Below are 14,911 nucleotides of genomic sequence, written 5' to 3'. Positions count from 1 at the left end.
GGTCGATGTCGAGCAGGCTGATCTTGCTAGACATCCCTGACCCAACGAAAGATCGAAATAACCTTCGCGCGGAGGCCCCGATCCGCGTTCCCGAACGTCGGCCCAATTACGTCGCGGGCGGTCCGCTCCATCGCCGACACGGTCTTGAACCAGCCCGCGCCGCTCTTCGCCGCTCTCGCGAGAATCTGTCGAGTCTCGCGGGGGATGACCCCGCGCTGGATCTGGCTCTGGATGTCGGCAAGGCTGAGTCTATTGGCCGACGCAGAAGTGATATGATCCTTGACCAGCTTTTCTTCCCTGAACTCGATGGCCTTGTCCAGAAGGCCGTCAATCGCGGTGTCAGGCAGGCATTCGAATAGTTCATCCTCGATGGATCGACCCGGGCTCCACGCAAAGATGAGCCCGCCATTTTCCACGAAGCTTTTCTCGGCGGCTGCGTTTAAGGGGGCATCGCTGTCCCTCAGTACGGCGGTTCGATAGCCGAGCGACAGAAAGGCGTTGGCGCGCCGGAACGTGTTCGAGCCGCCCCCGTCTACAAGCGCGACCCCATGTGCTGCGAGAGCTGTCTTACCCTCTGAAACGCGGTGCTGGTCCATGCCACGCATGAAACCCACCTCCGTGGCGCCTTCACAGACGAGAATGGACGGAGCAAGGAGTGCCTCCGGGTAGGCGCGGATAGTTCCCTGCACGTAGTTCTCGGTGCCGACCCGATTGGCAGAGTGTTTTCCGTGCCGCTCTCTCACCACGAACAGTTGGTCGCCCGAAAGCTCTCGAACTGCCACCGGCGAATGGGTCGTGATGAATACCTGCAGCGGCGGGTCCGCCTCCTTTGCGCCGAGTGCATCCACGAGGCGAATGATCCGGTGTGGCTCAAGTCCGTATTCGAGTTCATCGACAAGGGCGATCGGGGAGCTGGCGGAAGCCCTGCGTTGCAGGCCGGCAATGAGAAGCCGGGCCGAGCCCAAGCCAAGCTCTCTCAGCGGTACACCGTTCTCGTCGTGAAGCGAAATGGTGCCGCCACTGACGGAAACCGAATGCGAGTCGAAGGAGGGCCTTGACGTTTCCGCCCACGGAAATGCCCAGTTCGTTTGCAGCGTCGGCAACAATCTTCAAAGCCTCGCTCAACTGTTCCTCTGCTTGTTCGCCGAACGCCGCTCGCATCTCTCTTGCCGCCGCAACAAGTGCGGCTGACGAGTCGGGCCGCTCCTCGGATAGGCGGTTAAGGATTGATCCTCTGCGCCAGCTCAGATTGTAGTCCGAAAATGCTCCAAGCCGTGTCGGTGCAATCTTCACACGGTCCTGCCAGCCCAGATTGCGGGTTAGCCCCTGTGCGGCCGCGCGCGGAAACCAGCGTCCACCGCGGTTCCAGATCGGATGCTACGATCATCTGCAAGGTGAGAGCAGTCTCAAGCGATGCCTCCGGCTCTTCGGCGAGTTGACCTGTCGTCGCGTCAAAGCCACGCAAGAAGGGGCCGTAGGCCTCGATGCCTTTCAATGCGTCATCCAGTTTGCCTAGCGTGATAGTGATATTAATGGGCTGAGAGACGTCGAGGCAGTGAAAGTCGGTGTCAGCAAGCTGCAGGTTGCGCCGCGCGCCCAGGCAATAGTCTATAGCGTCGAGAATTGTGGATTTGCCGCTGTCGCCAGGCCCAATAAGTCCGTTGATCCCGGGCTGCGGCTCCCAGCTAAAGCTCTTCAGGCACCTGAAATTCGTGATCTCGATTTTGCGAATGATCGACATAATCTGCGTTTCAAATCAAATAATCGGTCCTGAAAGTCAGAAGTTCGCCTGTTCAGGCGTTTGGTTCTCGGTGCCCCGTCTCTTGAACAGCTTCATAACTCGCACCCGGTCCGACCGCCAAGCGAAGCGTGATCCGGAATTTGTTGCTCCTTGCAGCCTTCTCGGCGACTCTTCCGACACTCGGATGGAGGCTAGGGCGAGGATGAAGGTGAGGCTGCACGACATCATAAAGCCGCTGCTTGAAGAGGGGTTTAGACTCTCGGTCAATGCCGGGGAGCGTGGTCGCGTCTTATTGATGGTGACCAAGGTTCGCTCCGATGGTGCCGAGGACCAAGTGGCTATGCTCCCACTTCATAACAACGTCGTCGGCTGCAACAAGGAAATGGACTTTTGGGATGAGGTCGGTCGTTACCGGCGTAAGAAGGACGGGGCAGCCGACAGACAAGGGCGTTATCCCCGTTTCACTGTTGGTGGGTAGGCTGCCCACTGGTGCACGGAAAGACCGTGAGCACAGTCTAGAGCGCGCCCAGACCGGCCGAGGACCCGAAGCTGAGGAAAATGTACCGTACGCGCTTAGCGCGAACCTTCTCCGGTGATCACTGACCGTCGCTAGCCAATTGCCATGATCTAGATGGGCGAACGTAATCCGAACGCGGTTTGTAAACTTCGGCTCGTCGGTTGTAAACTTTGTGGAGTGCTTTTCGAAGGTGGGATTCTAAGTGCCTGCTTTTGATGTGGTTTTTGGTGAGCGCGCTGGGGCTCGAACCCACGACCCCGTGATTAAAAGTCATAGGCGCCGAATTGCCGGGCTGCTTGCACTCGTCAGCTTTAGTCCGCACTATGCAGGGATAGAATTCTTCCGCACTACAACTCAAAAAACATCAGGGGGCGAAACTCGTGCGAATTCCATTGAAAGCCGTCGGCGCCGCGGCGGCGCTGTTGTTGAGTACGCCAGCCCTCGCCGGCTGGGAACCGACGAAGCCCGTCGAGATCGTGGTGGCCGCGGGCGCGGGCGGCGCCTCCGACCAGATGGCGCGGATGATGCAGGCCGCGATCCAGAAGAACAATCTGATGAAGCAGCCGATGGTCGTCTCGCTCAAGGGCGGCGCCTCAGGCGCGGAAGCGCTGATGTACATGAAATCCAGCGAGGGCGACCCGAACAAGGTGCTGATCGCCTATTCGCTGATCTACATGCTGCCGCTGTCGGCCAAGATCCCGTTCAACTGGCGTGAGCTGACGCCGGTTTCCGTGGTCGCGCTTGACCAGTTCGTGCTCTGGGACAACAGCGCCGGTCCCAAGACGGTGAAGGAGTTCGTCGCAGCCGCGAAAGCCGCGAGCGCGCCGTTCAAGATGGGCGGCACCGGCTCCAAGCGCGAGGACCACGTGCTGACCGTGTTCCTGGAGCAGAAGACCGGCGCGAAATTCTCCTATCTGCCCTACAAGTCCGGCGGCGAGGCCGCGACCCAACTGGTCGGCAAGCACACCGAAGCCAACGTCAACAATCCGTCTGAAAATCTGGAAGTCTGGCGCGCGGGCCAGGTGCGTCCGCTCTGCGTGTTCGACAAGGAACGCATCTCCTACACGACGAAGGTGACGGAGACGCAGTCCTGGGCCGACATCCCGACCTGCAAGGAGGAGGGCGTCGACGTGCAGTATCTGATGCTGCGCGCGATGTTCCTGCCCGGCAAGGTGACGCCGGAACAGCAGGCGTTCTATGTCGATCTGTTCCACAAGGTGACGCAGACCACGGAATACAAGGAGTACATGGAGAAGCAGGCGCTGAAGCCGATCTTCCTCACCGGCAAGGACATGCTGCAGTTCCTCGAGGAGGACGATGCGCTGAACAAGTCGCTGATGACGGAAGCCGGTTTCATCGCGAAGTAGCTGGTCTTCGCCTCGCCCCCGCAAGCGGGGAGAGGTGATCGGCCACAGCATCTGCTCACCATGTCCCAAACCGAACTTGAAATCGTCGTCGACGATCCGACCGCGCCTGAAGACGCCTCCCCCTCCGTCGTCTCTTCCGGCACGATCGAGATCGTCGTCTGTCTCCTGCTGCTCGCGCTCGCCGCCACGCTCGGCTGCGACAATTGGCGTACCGGCGCGTCCTGGGATGCGACCGGGCCGGAGCCGGGCTATTTCCCGTTCTACCTCGCCATCATCCTCGGTGGCGGCAGCCTCTACGGCCTGATCACGGCGCTCCTCGCGCGGCGCGCGGCGCGTGAGACCTTCGTCACGCGGGCGCAGGCCCGCCGCGTGATGGCAGTGTTCGTGCCGACGCTGCTGTTCTGCGCGGCAACACAGTTCCTCGGCCTCTATGTCGCGAGCTTCCTCCTGATCGCGGGCTTCATGCGTCTCGTCGGCAAGATCGCGCTGTGGAAGTCGCTGCTCACCGCCTTCGTGTTCACGGCGATCATGTTCGTCACCTTCGACGTCGCCTTCGACGTCATCATGCCGAAAGGGCCGCTCGAAGCGGCCCTCGGCCGCTAGGCGGGCCCGCGCGATGGAAGCTTTCGGGCTCCTGCTACACGGTTTTGCCGTCCTGCTGACGTGGAAGACGCTCGTGCTGATGATGGTCGGGCTCGTGCTCGGCATCTTCGTCGGCGTGCTGCCGGGGCTCGGCGGCCCCAATGGCGTCGCGATCCTGTTGCCGCTCACCTTCACGATGGACCCGACCTCGGCGATCGTGATGCTGTCCTGCATCTATTGGGGTGCGCTGTTCGGCGGTGCCATCACCTCGATCCTGTTCAACATCCCGGGCGAAGCCTGGTCGGTCGCGACCACCTTCGACGGTTATCCGATGGCGCAGCAGGGCCGGGCGGCGGAGGCGCTGACCGCAGCGTTCACCTCCTCCTTCATCGGCTCGCTGGTCGCCGTGCTGCTGATCACTTTCCTCGCGCCGATGATCTCGTCCTTCGCGCTGAAGTTCGGCCCGCCGGAGTTCTTCGCGGTCTATCTCCTAACCTTCTGCTCCTTCGTCGGCCTCGGCCGCGAAGCCAAGCACAAGACGGTCATCTCGATGTCGCTGGGGCTGCTGCTCGCCGGCATCGGCATGGATACCGTGTCCGGCAATCTCCGCATGACCTTCGGCTCGCCGGAGCTGCTTCGCGGCATCAACTTCCTGGTCGCCGTCATCGGCCTGTTCGGCATCAGCGAGATCCTGCTGACGATGGAGGAGCGGCTGGCGCTGCGGGGGCATGCGGCGGGCATTTCGCTCCGCGTCGTGCTCAGCGTCTGGAAGGACCTGCCGAAATACTGGATGACGCTGCTGCGCTCCTCCTTCATCGGCTGCTGGCTCGGCATCACCCCCGGCGGCGCGATCGCGGCCTCCTTCATGGGCTACAATCTCGCCAAGCGCTTCGCCAAGGAGCCCGAAAGCTTCGGCAAGGGCCGCATCGAGGGCGTGTTCGCGCCGGAGACGGCGGCGCATGCCTCCGGCACCTCGGCCCTGCTGCCGATGCTGGCGCTCGGCATTCCCGGCTCGGGCACCGCGGCGATCCTGCTCGGCGGCCTGATGGTGTGGGGGCTCAATCCGGGGCCACTGCTGTTCGTCGAGCACAAGGATTTCGTCTGGGGCCTGATCGCCTCGATGTATCTCGGCAACGTCGTCGGCCTCGTGCTGGTGCTGACGACGGTGCCGATCTTCGCCTCGATCCTGCGGGTGCCGTTTGCCGCAGTGGCGCCGATGATCGTGGTGTCTTGCGCGATCGGCGCCTATGCGATCCAGAACGCGATGTTCGACATCTGGCTGATGCTCGGCTTCGGCCTCGTCGGCTACGTCTTCAAGAAGATCGGCATTCCGCTGGCGCCGTTCACCCTCGCGCTCGTGCTGGGCAACCGCGCCGAGGATGCCTTTCGCCTGTCGATGATTGGCGCCGGCGGCGACCTCAAGGTGTTCTGGTCGAACGGTCTGGTCGGCTCGATCACGACGCTGGCGATCGTGCTGCTGTTCTGGCCGATGATCGACGGCTTGCTCGGCCGTGTCGGCTGGCGGCAGCGGGACAAAACGGCGACGCAATGAAAGGTGATCTGTGTCGTAGTTTTATTGTGTCGCCATAGTCCGGTCGCTGACGCCCAGTGGTTGTTCCCAAATGTTGCTGTCGCGCGACAGCCTGAACTAGCCCTGGCGCCTATGCTGCTCGTGGATTTCTTGTTTTTCACGGGGCATTGCAATGAAGCAGATTGTGACGGGAGTTGTGGTGGCATCGCTGGTCGCGACCAGCGCATTGGCAGCTGATCTGGCATCGAAACCTTACGTGAAGGCTCCGGCCGTCGTCGATCCGGTCTGGAGTTGGACGGGCTTTTACGCCGGATTGAACGCCGGATACAGCTGGGGCAGGGCGGAGACGACTGTGGCGCCGATCGCACCGCCGTTCCCGGCCACACAATTCAGCGCGTTTGGCCAGAACGTCGACGGTTGGCTGGCCGGAGGTCAGCTGGGCTACAACTGGCAGGTGGATCCGAAATGGGTCGTCGGCCTCGAGGGCGACATTCAGGCGACCGGCGAGCGGTCGTCGCGGACGGTGACCACGACGAGCGCGCGCTACGGTTCGAATATCATCGGTCTCCCATTCGGCACCGACTTCAACTCCATTGCGACGCTCACCGCAAATCTCTCCTACGACCTGCAGTGGTTCGCGACATTCCGCGGGCGCGTCGGTGTCCTGTCGGATCCGCAGACTCTCTGGTACGCGACCGGTGGTCTCGCCGTGGGCCAGTTCAAATATTCGTCCGCGACCGCGCTTGGAATCCAGGTCTTCGGGCCGGGTCTCGGCGGCACGACTCCGCTCGGCGGTTTCAGCTTTCCGATCGGGGCTGGGGCAACTAGCACTGACACCCGGGTTGGCTGGACGGTGGGCGCGGGCGTCGAACGCAAGTTCACCCGGAATTGGTCGGCCAAGCTCGAATATCTCTACATGGATTTCGGGAGTAAGACTTACTTCGCGGGCACCGCCAACCAGGCAGACGTGAGCTTCCACGATCACGTGCTGCGCGCCGGGTTCAACTATGCGTTCACTCCAACGCCGGTCGTTGCAAAATACTGAGCTGTCCAGCGCGAACGGCCTTCGATGCCCGGCAATCTTGCCGGGCATTGTCGTTTGCGACCTGGGTCACACCACCTTGGCGTCCCTGAGCCCCGCAATCTCGTCGGCGCCGAAACCGAACTCTTTCAGCACCTCGTCGGTCTGCTCGCCGAATTCCGGTGGCCGCGCCACCATCCTGCTCGGCGTGCGCGACAGCGTCACGGGCTGGCCGACCAGGCGGATATGACGGCCCTCGTCGTTCGGCACGTCCTGCGCAATGCCGAGATGCTTCACCTGCGCGTCCTTGAACATCTGGTCGATGGCATAGATGGGACCGCAGGGCACGCCGGCCTCGTTGAGTTCGCGGACCCAGGTCTCGGTCGACTTCGTCACGGTGCGCTTCTCGATCTCGGCGTTGAGCGCATCACGGTTCTTGGAGCGGGCAGGGGCTGTCGCGTAGTCGGGATGGCCAAAGAGCTCCGGCGCGCCGATCGCCTGCGCACAGCGCTCCCAGATCGCCCGCGCGCGTGGTGGCGAAGACGGACGCTGTCGTCAACAAGCGGGTGCCGGTCTGGAAGGGCAAGTAGCTTGCTAGCTTGGAAGAGCGTAACCTCGGGTAAAGGGCTTAAGAGCCATTCTTCGCGCCGACAACACTCCCCGGATGCTACACCTCTGCCTCGCGAGTTTCGTGATAATCCGCAGCTTCATCAATGAGGCGCATCATATCCGAACGTTCGAGCTGCTTGGCGACAGCTCCGGCGCGGTTCGCAATTGTGCGCTGAGTAGCCTTTAGGAGCCCGGCATCTTGGGCGCGCGCAAAGACGTCGCAGACCTTTCGGAGGAAGTTTGGCGTGTAACCAAACGCCCTAGTGCCTTGCTTGGTGCGGAACTCGATCTGGCCGGCTATCATAAGGAGATCTTCACCGACAAAAGGCTTCAAATTTGCGACAGTCAAGAAAGCAGGGAGATTGGCGCCGTTCCGGTAATACTGACGCCCTTTGGGTGCCCGGATACAACCCTGGTCTGCGCCCCGCAAACTCCTCCAAGAATGGGTAGAGTCCGTCACCTCTGAGGAGATGGACCATGAAGCCAAGTCGGTTCACGGAAGAGCAGATCATTGGGATTTTGCGGGAGCAGGAGGCGGGTGTGGCGACGGCTGATGTCTGCCGCAAACACGGGATCTCGAGCGCAACGTTCTACAAATGGAAGGCCAAGTACGGTGGCCTGGAGGTATCCGATGCCAAGCGGCTGAAGGCATTGGAGGACGAGAACGCCAAGCTGAAGAAGCTCCTGGCCGAGGCAATGCTCGACAACGCCATGCTCAAGGACGTTGCGTCAAAAAAATGGTGACGCCCGCCGCGAGGCGAGAGGCCGTCGCTCATCTGCGGACCACCTTCGAGGTGAGCGAACGGCGGGCGTGCAAAGCCTTGGGGGCAGATCGCACATCGGTGCGCTATCGCAACGGGCGAGCCGATGATGCGGCCGTACGCGCCCGCCTGCGCGAACTGGCGGCGATCCGCCGCCGGTTCGGCTACCGTCGTCTGCTGGTGCTGATGCGCCGCGAAGGGCTGGTCATGAATCACAAGAAGTTCCGACGTCTGTATCGCGAGGAACGGCTGCAAGTCCGCCGGCGTGGCGGCCGTAAACGGGCGCTCGGCACCAGGGCGCCAATGGCGATCCCGCAAGGCGCCAACCAGCGCTGGAGTCTCGACTTTCTGTCGGATGCGTTCGCCGATGGCCGACGGTTCCGGATTCTGGCTGTGGTCGACGACTTCACCCGCGATTGCCTGGCGCTCGTCGCCGATACTTCGCTGCCGGGCCTGCGGGTCACACGCGAGCTCGATGTCATCATTGCCTGGCGCGGCCGGCCAGCGATGTGCCTGTCCGACAACGGCACCGAGCTGACCGGCATGGCCGTGCTGCGCTTCAGCCAGGAAAGGCAGATCGAGTGGCACTACATCGCGCCCGGCAAACCGACCCAGAATGCCTTCATCGAGAGCTTTAACGCCCGCCTGCGCGATGAACTTCTCAATGATACGCTGTTCACTTCGCTCGCACAGGCGCGAGCCGTGCTGGCGGCCTGGAAAGACGACTACAACAACGCCCGGCCGCACAGCGCCTTGGGCAACCTCACGCCGACCGAATACGCCAAACGCAACGCTCTTGGGCCGCAACGGGATGGGACGCCGCGCTATGCCGAGGGCTCCGCGCCCCGCCCCGTTGCTTCACCGAGCCCCTTGGGCTCATATTCAACCAGGACTCTTTCCATTGCTGGATGAAGCGCGGGGCTCAGACCAGTTCTTGCCATCGAAGATCTGAGAGGTCTCATCGAATCGCTGCAAAATCATGCCTGCTGCGAGACTAACGCCAATCACGTATATCCAGCCTGGCACAAAATCGAATAAATGCGAATTGAACAAAGAGCTAACTATGTTTTGTACGATGACGATGAAGCCAAGCCATGGATAGAATCCTGGCCCGCGAAAGAGGGTCAGCTGGCCAAGCCACATTGTGAACAAGATTGTACAGCCGATCACCCCCCATTGTACCGCGACACTAAGAGTTTGATTGTGTGGGTTACTGATAGTTTGTGCTGCAAGGCCGGTTTGGCCTTGGGCGGCGCGATCGAACACCATCTGCACTGATCCTGTGCCATGTCCAAGAACTGGAGCCTCTCGAAAAGAAGCGAGAGACTTGCGCCAAAACTCTAACCGCATACCGGCCGACGTTATCTCATTGCTTACGCCGTATTTTGAATATTCGAGCAAGATGCTGTTCGTCCTGTCTCGAAGTGTAGAAGAGCCAAGCCAAGCAGATCCAGCTAAGAAGAGAAAACAGACAATTGCTCCGTAGAATGTCGAGCGTGGTAGATAGAACACTGCAAAAAAGAAGAGCATTATAGGAACATATACTAGAGCTGTTCGGGCAAGTACAACGAAGGATAGATTCAGAAGAAAGGCGATCGATAATGCCAGCAGAAGGATCGCCAGACTGACTCTTTGAGATCTGATTAACTCAAGGATCGGCCACGCCAAAACGACGGCGCATAAAGCAAACGATTGGCTTTGATCGATATAGTTTTTCACAGGGATGCCGGGCTGCAAACTTGCAGTCCAAGTGAGGGTTGGCGCAGCAGCTGTGACTGAAGACAAGATTAAGAGGACGGTGCACGACGCAAGGAATGCGGAAAGTATCCAGATCGCGCGCGATGACCTTTGGATATGGTATATTAGAATCGGCATTATAAGAAATTTTACCGTGGGATTTACACCGCGCAGTCGAGCGGTCCAGGGGACGTCAGTCGCCCACAGAGTGCCTGCCAACGCGAGTATAAACAGCCCCACTGCAAAGCTAGTTCTGGAACGGCTAACTGTATCAAGGAGCTCTTTGATATGTATTCGCGGACACACACTGAGTGCCCAAAGTGCGCTGAATAGAGAGGTAATGGTTGTGGACCACGGCAGCGAGGCCACGGTGATAATGGCGAGAATATCGCTCGCTATTACCGAACTCGATAGAGCCAGCCACCAATTTCGCACGCCGCCTGCCGGTTTCGCGTCGACGGTGATCCTACTAAACTTGTTTTCCATTTTGTCTCAAGCAGCGCAAGTCCGGGTTTTCGATATCCAACATGTAACTGGAAAGGCAGTACGCCTTAGAGGACGCGGGCTTCTCTTAGTTTGGCAATCTCGTCCGCACCGAACCCGAACTCTTTCAGCACCTCGTCGGTCTGCTCGCCGAATTCCGGTGGCCGCGCCACCATCCTGCTCGGCGTGCGCGACAGCGTCATGGGCTGGCCGACCAGGCGGATATGGCGGCCCTCGTCGTTCGGCACGTCCTGCGCAATGCCGAGATGCTTCACCTGCGCGTCCTCGAACATCTGGTCGATGGCATAAATGGGACCGCAGGGCACGCCGGCCTCGTTGAGCTCGCGGACCCAGGTCTCGGTCGACTTCGTCACGGTGCGCTTCTCGATCTCGGCGTTGAGGGCATCACGGTTCTTGGAGCGGGCAGGGGCCGTCGCATAGTCGGGATGGCCAAAGAGCTCCGGCGCACCGATCGCCTGCGCGCAACGCTCCCAGATCCGCCCGCCGGTGGTCGCGATATTGATGTAGCCGTCGCAGGTCTTGAACACGCCGGTCGGAATGCTGGTCGGATGGTTGTTGCCGGCCTGCCTGGCGACCTCCTTCTCCATCAGCCAGCGCGCCGCCTGGAAGTCGAGCATGAAGATCTGGGCCTGGAGCAGCGAGGTCTGCACCCACTGGCCCTTGCCGGAGACCTCGCGTTCGAGCAGTGCGGTGAGGATGCCCATGGCGCAGAACAGGCCGGCGGTGAGGTCGGCGACGGGAATGCCGACCCGCATCGGGCCTCCGCCCGGCGCGCCGGTGATCGACATCAGCCCGCCCATGCCTTGCGCGATCTGATCGAAACCGGGGCGCTTATGGTAGGGGCCGTCCTGGCCGAAGCCGGAGATGCTGCCATAGACGATGCGCGGGTTGATTGCGGCGAGACTGTCATAGTCGATGCCGAGCTTCTTCTTCACGTCGGGCCGGAAATTCTCGACCACGACGTCGGCTTTGGTGGCCAGGCGCTTGAATACGGCGAGCCCGCGTTCGTCCTTCAGGTTCAGCGTCATCGCCCGCTTGTTGCGGTGCAAATTCTGGAAGTCGGAACCCCGCCGGGGGCCGCCCGGCTGCTCGCCGCCGGCGTCCTCGGTCAGCGCGTCGATCTTGACGACATTGGCGCCCCAGTCCGCGAGCTGCCGCACGCAGGTGGGCCCGGAACGGACGCGGGTCAGATCGAGCACGGTGAAGCGCGACAGGGCTTCCGAGGCATGCGGAAAGGGCATCTTGAGAGGCTCCGGGACAGATTGCGGGCCTACCATAGTGCCGAAAGCCCTTGCGGCAACCCTGGTCCAATGCGGATGCCGCCTGCCGAAATGCCATGCCTGACGCGGCTTTGCTGCGGTGCGTAGAGGGTTCAGCGCGACAGGCGATTCAATTCCGCGCGCGCCTGCTCGGCCAAGGGATCATCGCCGTGCCGCGCAATGAAGAGCTCGAAGGCCTCCCGCGTTCCCTTCCGGCGGGCGGCTTCGTATTCCTCCGCCACCGCGACGGCAGGATCGCGGGCCATTGGCATGGAGCGGGTGCGTCGTCCTGCCTTGCCGTTGTCATCCGCGTTGGCCTTTTCCACCATGACGGGCAGTCCTCCGAGGGCGATGTGATCGAGCCCGGCGAGCATTATAAGGGCTCCAAACAGGCCGGCTGAGTGTGAACGTCGTCTCATGAAACCCTGCCGATGACGGACGCTGCGCGAGTTCCTGTTCGCGCCCGTATGATTACGGGATTCCATGGCTAACGGTGTATTATGGCAGGGGTCCGGGCGGGCTCGCCAAATTTAAACCAAACGTTCAGCTCTCTAGCTAGAATGATCCGTTAACGCCTCGAATAGGACGGGGCTTGCTGTTTCGGAGCTTCTCTTTGGCCACCGCTGTCACGGTCACCAAGACCAACAACGCCGAGATCGACGGCCTGCTGTCGGGCTACAAATGGTCGGGCACGATCACTTACAGCTTTCCCGACTCGCCCGGCGACTACGCCAATTCGTACACTGGCGGCAGCAGTGAGCCGACCACCTCGGGTTTTGCCTCGGTGCCCAGCCAAATCCAGGGGGCGATCAACTACGCAATCGGACTGATCCTCAGCTACACCAACGCCGACATCCAGTACGCGGGCACGAACGGCGCCGATATCATGATCGCGCAGTCGCCGGCGGCCAATCCGACTGCCTACGCCTACTACCCCGGCAATTATGCGTCCGGTGGCGACATCTGGTTCGGCAATCAGTACAATTTCTCGTTGGCCAAGCTCGGCAATTACTACTTCACCACGGCGCTGCACGAGCTCGGCCATGCCGTGGGCCTCAAGCACAGCCAGGAGACTGGCGGCCCCGCCAACGTCGCGGTGCCGAGCGCGCATGACGACAGCGAATACACCGTCATGAGCTATCGCAGCTATGTCGGCGCTTCGACCACGAGCGGTTACACCAACGAAGCGTACGGATATCCTCAGACCTACATGGCCAACGATATCCTCGCGCTCCAGACGATGTACGGCGCGGACTACACGACCCAGAGCAGCAACACCGTCTACACCTGGAATCCGACCACAGGGCAGGAGTTCGTCAACGGCGTCGGGCAGCTCGCGCCGGGCGGAGGCGTCGGCGGGTCGGCCAATCGCATCTACGAGACCGTCTGGGACGGTGGCGGCGTCGACACCTATGATCTGTCGAACTACACGACGAGCCTGAGCATCAATCTCAACCCCGGTGCCTCGTCGCTGTTCTCCTCCGTGCAGCTGGCCTATCTCGGCGACGGCCATTACGCGTCCGGCAACGTCTACAACGCCTATCTCTACAACAACGACGCCCGCGCCTACATCGACAACGCCATCGGCGGCTCGGGTAACGACACGATCATCGGCAACGCGATCGCGAACGCCCTCAACGGCGCCGGCGGCGGCGACACCATCACGGGCGGCGGCGGCAACGACACTATCGTCGGCGGCTCCGGCACCGATACCGCGGTGTACTCCGGCAACAAGGCGAATTACGGAATCAGCTACAACTCGACCACGCAGGTTTTCACGCTGGTCGACCTGCGCTCCGGTACGCCCGACGGCACCGATACCGTGTCGGGCGTTGAAAATTTCCGGTTCGCCGATGGCACGGTATCGAGCACTACGCTTGCTAGCCCGCCGGTCGCGATCGAAGCTTTTGGCTCCGTCGAACTCGTGCAATGGGGAGGTTATTACTATCTGGACTCTATTTCGACTGGCACTGGCCCAACTCTCAAATCTGGAGGTGCTGCGATCGCGGTTGGACAGTGCGGATCTTATGTACCGATCGGTGCGGAGCAGACGGGATCTGGCTACGACGTCGTATGGAGGAATGGCAGCGCCGACCAGTACGTGGTGTGGAGTACCGATAGCAACGGGAATTACGTCTCCAGCCTTACCGGCGTTGTTTCAGGCACGAGTGCGACACTACAATCGTATGAAGCCGTTCTCCATCAGGATCTGAATGGCGACGGGACTGTTGGCGTAACGGCGACCACGACCGCGATCGAGTCGGCAGGCTCCACCACGCTTTCGCAGGTTGGATCCAACTATTACCTCTACACGGGCGGCATCGGCCTCTCGCTCAAGTCTGGAGGTGCGGCGATCACGGTCGGACAGTGCGGGGCTTATGCACCGATCGGTGCGGAGCAGACGGGGTCCGGCTACGACGTCGTTTGGAAGAACGGCAGCGCCGACCAGTACGTGGTGTGGGGTACCGATAGCAATGGAAACTATGTCTCCAGCCTTACCTCCGTTGTTTCAGGCACGAGTGCGACACTACAATCGTATGAAGCCGTTCTCCATCAGGATCTGAATGGGGACGGGACCGTTGGTGCAGCGCCGACCACCACCGCGATCGAGTCGGCGGGCTCCACCACGCTTTCGCAGATTGGGTCCAATTATTACCTCTACACGGGTGGCGCCGGCCCCTCACTCAAGTCTGGCGGCGCGGCGATCACAGTTGGACAGTGTGGGTCTTATGTACCGATCGGTGCGGAGCAGACAGGATCTGGCTACGACGTCGTTTGGAAAAGCGGCAGCGCCGACCAGTACGTGGTGTGGAGTACCGATAGCAACGGAAATTACGTCTCCAGCCTTACCTCCGTTGTCTCAGGCACGAGTCCGACGCTGCAATCGTATGAATCCGTTCTCCATCAGGATCTGAATGGAGACGGGACGATCGCCGCAGCCTCTACCGGTCAAGGAGCGGTCGGCGACGATTTCGCTTTTCGAGCAGTGCTCCGGGAAGGAGGAGGTATGATCAGCAGGGTCGAGCCGGCGTCTGGCGACCTCACGTCGTTCTTTTACGCGGTGCAGGATTCGTTCGTAAGGAGTATTGAGGAGTCTGTCCTGAAATCGGTCGAGGGAACAAAACATGCCGATACCGGTCCTGCGGCTCGGTTTGTCGATCCGATGGACCACTTCCATCTTATTTGAAGTCTTCGATGTCGTTCACTCATAGATATGATGAATAGTTAGATGGTCCTTACCCAATGCTCGTCAGCTGACGGTTCTTGAGTCAGGTCATTGGG

General features: G+C 60.9%; 13 protein-coding genes and 1 pseudogene. 7 read left to right on the top strand and 7 right to left on the bottom strand.

The annotated features are described in order from the left end of the window. Positions 1–26: 26 nt before the first annotated feature. Both ABIA42_RS21135 and ABIA42_RS21130 read right to left on the bottom strand, forming a co-directional pair. On the bottom strand, positions 27–1,106 hold the full coding sequence (locus tag ABIA42_RS21135) for an ATP-dependent endonuclease (protein ID WP_370121576.1): 1,080 nt from the start codon (positions 1,104–1,106) through the stop codon (positions 27–29). Between the two features lie 113 nt (positions 1,107–1,219). Further along, complete coding sequence (locus ABIA42_RS21130) at positions 1,220–1,741, bottom strand: ATP-dependent endonuclease (protein ID WP_370121579.1); 522 nt, start codon at positions 1,739–1,741, stop codon at positions 1,220–1,222. 202 nt (positions 1,742–1,943) lie between these two features. Between ABIA42_RS21130 and ABIA42_RS21125 the strand changes: the two genes are divergently transcribed. The 5 genes from ABIA42_RS21125 to ABIA42_RS21105 all read left to right on the top strand — a co-directional run bounded on the left by ABIA42_RS21125 (position 1,944) and on the right by ABIA42_RS21105 (position 6,783). Then, complete coding sequence (locus ABIA42_RS21125) at positions 1,944–2,219, top strand: hypothetical protein (RefSeq protein ID WP_370157160.1); 276 nt, start codon at positions 1,944–1,946, stop codon at positions 2,217–2,219. A gap of 425 nt (positions 2,220–2,644) precedes the next feature. Beyond that, positions 2,645–3,625, top strand: a complete 981-nt coding sequence (locus ABIA42_RS21120) for a tripartite tricarboxylate transporter substrate binding protein (RefSeq protein WP_370124018.1) — start codon at positions 2,645–2,647, stop codon at positions 3,623–3,625. Positions 3,626–3,685: 60 nt separating this feature from the next. Beyond that, positions 3,686–4,228, top strand: a complete 543-nt coding sequence (locus tag ABIA42_RS21115) for a tripartite tricarboxylate transporter TctB family protein (RefSeq protein ID WP_370121584.1) — start codon at positions 3,686–3,688, stop codon at positions 4,226–4,228. A gap of 13 nt (positions 4,229–4,241) precedes the next feature. Continuing rightward, positions 4,242–5,759: a tripartite tricarboxylate transporter permease gene (locus tag ABIA42_RS21110; RefSeq protein ID WP_370121587.1), complete on the top strand. Its 1,518-nt coding sequence runs from the start codon at positions 4,242–4,244 to the stop codon at positions 5,757–5,759. A 151-nt stretch (positions 5,760–5,910) separates the two neighbouring features. Beyond that, on the top strand, positions 5,911–6,783 hold the full coding sequence (locus tag ABIA42_RS21105) for an outer membrane protein (RefSeq protein WP_370157158.1): 873 nt from the start codon (positions 5,911–5,913) through the stop codon (positions 6,781–6,783). A gap of 66 nt (positions 6,784–6,849) precedes the next feature. Here the strand turns inward: ABIA42_RS21105 and ABIA42_RS21100 are convergent. Both ABIA42_RS21100 and ABIA42_RS21095 read right to left on the bottom strand, forming a co-directional pair. Next, positions 6,850–7,278: pseudogene (locus ABIA42_RS21100) on the bottom strand (CoA transferase); the annotation flags it as partial. A 148-nt stretch (positions 7,279–7,426) separates the two neighbouring features. Further along, complete coding sequence (locus ABIA42_RS21095; protein ID WP_370121593.1) at positions 7,427–7,672, bottom strand: hypothetical protein; 246 nt, start codon at positions 7,670–7,672, stop codon at positions 7,427–7,429. Between the two features lie 173 nt (positions 7,673–7,845). Here ABIA42_RS21095 and ABIA42_RS21090 point away from each other — a divergent pair. Beyond that, a protein-coding gene (locus tag ABIA42_RS21090; protein WP_370121595.1) for an IS3 family transposase occupies positions 7,846–9,041 on the top strand; the annotation gives its coding sequence in 2 pieces (ribosomal slippage) (positions 7,846–8,098 and positions 8,098–9,041; 1,197 coding nt in all). On the opposite strand, the gene ABIA42_RS21085 is transcribed toward ABIA42_RS21090, so the two are convergent. The 3 genes from ABIA42_RS21085 to ABIA42_RS21075 all read right to left on the bottom strand — a co-directional run bounded on the left by ABIA42_RS21085 (position 9,012) and on the right by ABIA42_RS21075 (position 12,048). Then, complete coding sequence (locus tag ABIA42_RS21085; RefSeq protein ID WP_370121598.1) at positions 9,012–10,352, bottom strand: O-antigen ligase family protein; 1,341 nt, start codon at positions 10,350–10,352, stop codon at positions 9,012–9,014. The two genes, ABIA42_RS21090 and ABIA42_RS21085, sit on opposite strands and share 30 nt — an antisense overlap. A 65-nt stretch (positions 10,353–10,417) precedes the next feature. Then, a complete protein-coding gene (locus ABIA42_RS21080; RefSeq protein WP_370121600.1) occupies positions 10,418–11,611 on the bottom strand; it encodes a CaiB/BaiF CoA transferase family protein in 1,194 nt (397 codons plus the stop codon). Positions 11,612–11,742: 131 nt separating this feature from the next. Continuing rightward, positions 11,743–12,048, bottom strand: coding sequence for a hypothetical protein (locus ABIA42_RS21075; RefSeq protein ID WP_370124021.1), 306 nt, complete (start codon positions 12,046–12,048; stop codon positions 11,743–11,745). Positions 12,049–12,242: 194 nt separating this feature from the next. Between ABIA42_RS21075 and ABIA42_RS21070 the strand changes: the two genes are divergently transcribed. After that, entirely contained in the window at positions 12,243–14,816 is a 2,574-nt protein-coding gene (locus ABIA42_RS21070; RefSeq protein ID WP_370121603.1) for a M10 family metallopeptidase C-terminal domain-containing protein, read from the top strand. Positions 14,817–14,911: the final 95 nt, after the last annotated feature.

This window comes from Bradyrhizobium sp. USDA 327, assembly GCF_041262065.1.
In the GTDB taxonomy this organism is placed as follows: domain Bacteria; phylum Pseudomonadota; class Alphaproteobacteria; order Rhizobiales; family Xanthobacteraceae; genus Bradyrhizobium; species Bradyrhizobium liaoningense.
The sequence above is the reverse complement of the archived record's forward strand: the minus strand, read 5'-3'. Positions and strand labels throughout refer to the sequence as shown.

Excerpts from the sequence above, each read along its gene's own strand:
- ABIA42_RS21130 (WP_370121579.1), bottom strand. The coding sequence starts at position 1,741 with ATGTCGATCATTCGCAAAATCGAGATCACGAATTTCAGGTGCCTGAAG.
- ABIA42_RS21125 (WP_370157160.1), top strand. The coding sequence starts at position 1,944 with ATGAAGGTGAGGCTGCACGACATCATAAAGCCGCTGCTTGAAGAGGGG.
- ABIA42_RS21115 (WP_370121584.1), top strand. The coding sequence starts at position 3,686 with ATGTCCCAAACCGAACTTGAAATCGTCGTCGACGATCCGACCGCGCCT.
- ABIA42_RS21110 (WP_370121587.1), top strand. The coding sequence starts at position 4,242 with ATGGAAGCTTTCGGGCTCCTGCTACACGGTTTTGCCGTCCTGCTGACG.
- ABIA42_RS21105 (WP_370157158.1), top strand. The coding sequence starts at position 5,911 with ATGAAGCAGATTGTGACGGGAGTTGTGGTGGCATCGCTGGTCGCGACC.
- ABIA42_RS21095 (WP_370121593.1), bottom strand. The coding sequence starts at position 7,672 with ATGATAGCCGGCCAGATCGAGTTCCGCACCAAGCAAGGCACTAGGGCG.
- ABIA42_RS21085 (WP_370121598.1), bottom strand. The coding sequence starts at position 10,352 with ATGGAAAACAAGTTTAGTAGGATCACCGTCGACGCGAAACCGGCAGGC.
- ABIA42_RS21080 (WP_370121600.1), bottom strand. The coding sequence starts at position 11,611 with ATGCCCTTTCCGCATGCCTCGGAAGCCCTGTCGCGCTTCACCGTGCTC.
- ABIA42_RS21075 (WP_370124021.1), bottom strand. The coding sequence starts at position 12,048 with ATGAGACGACGTTCACACTCAGCCGGCCTGTTTGGAGCCCTTATAATG.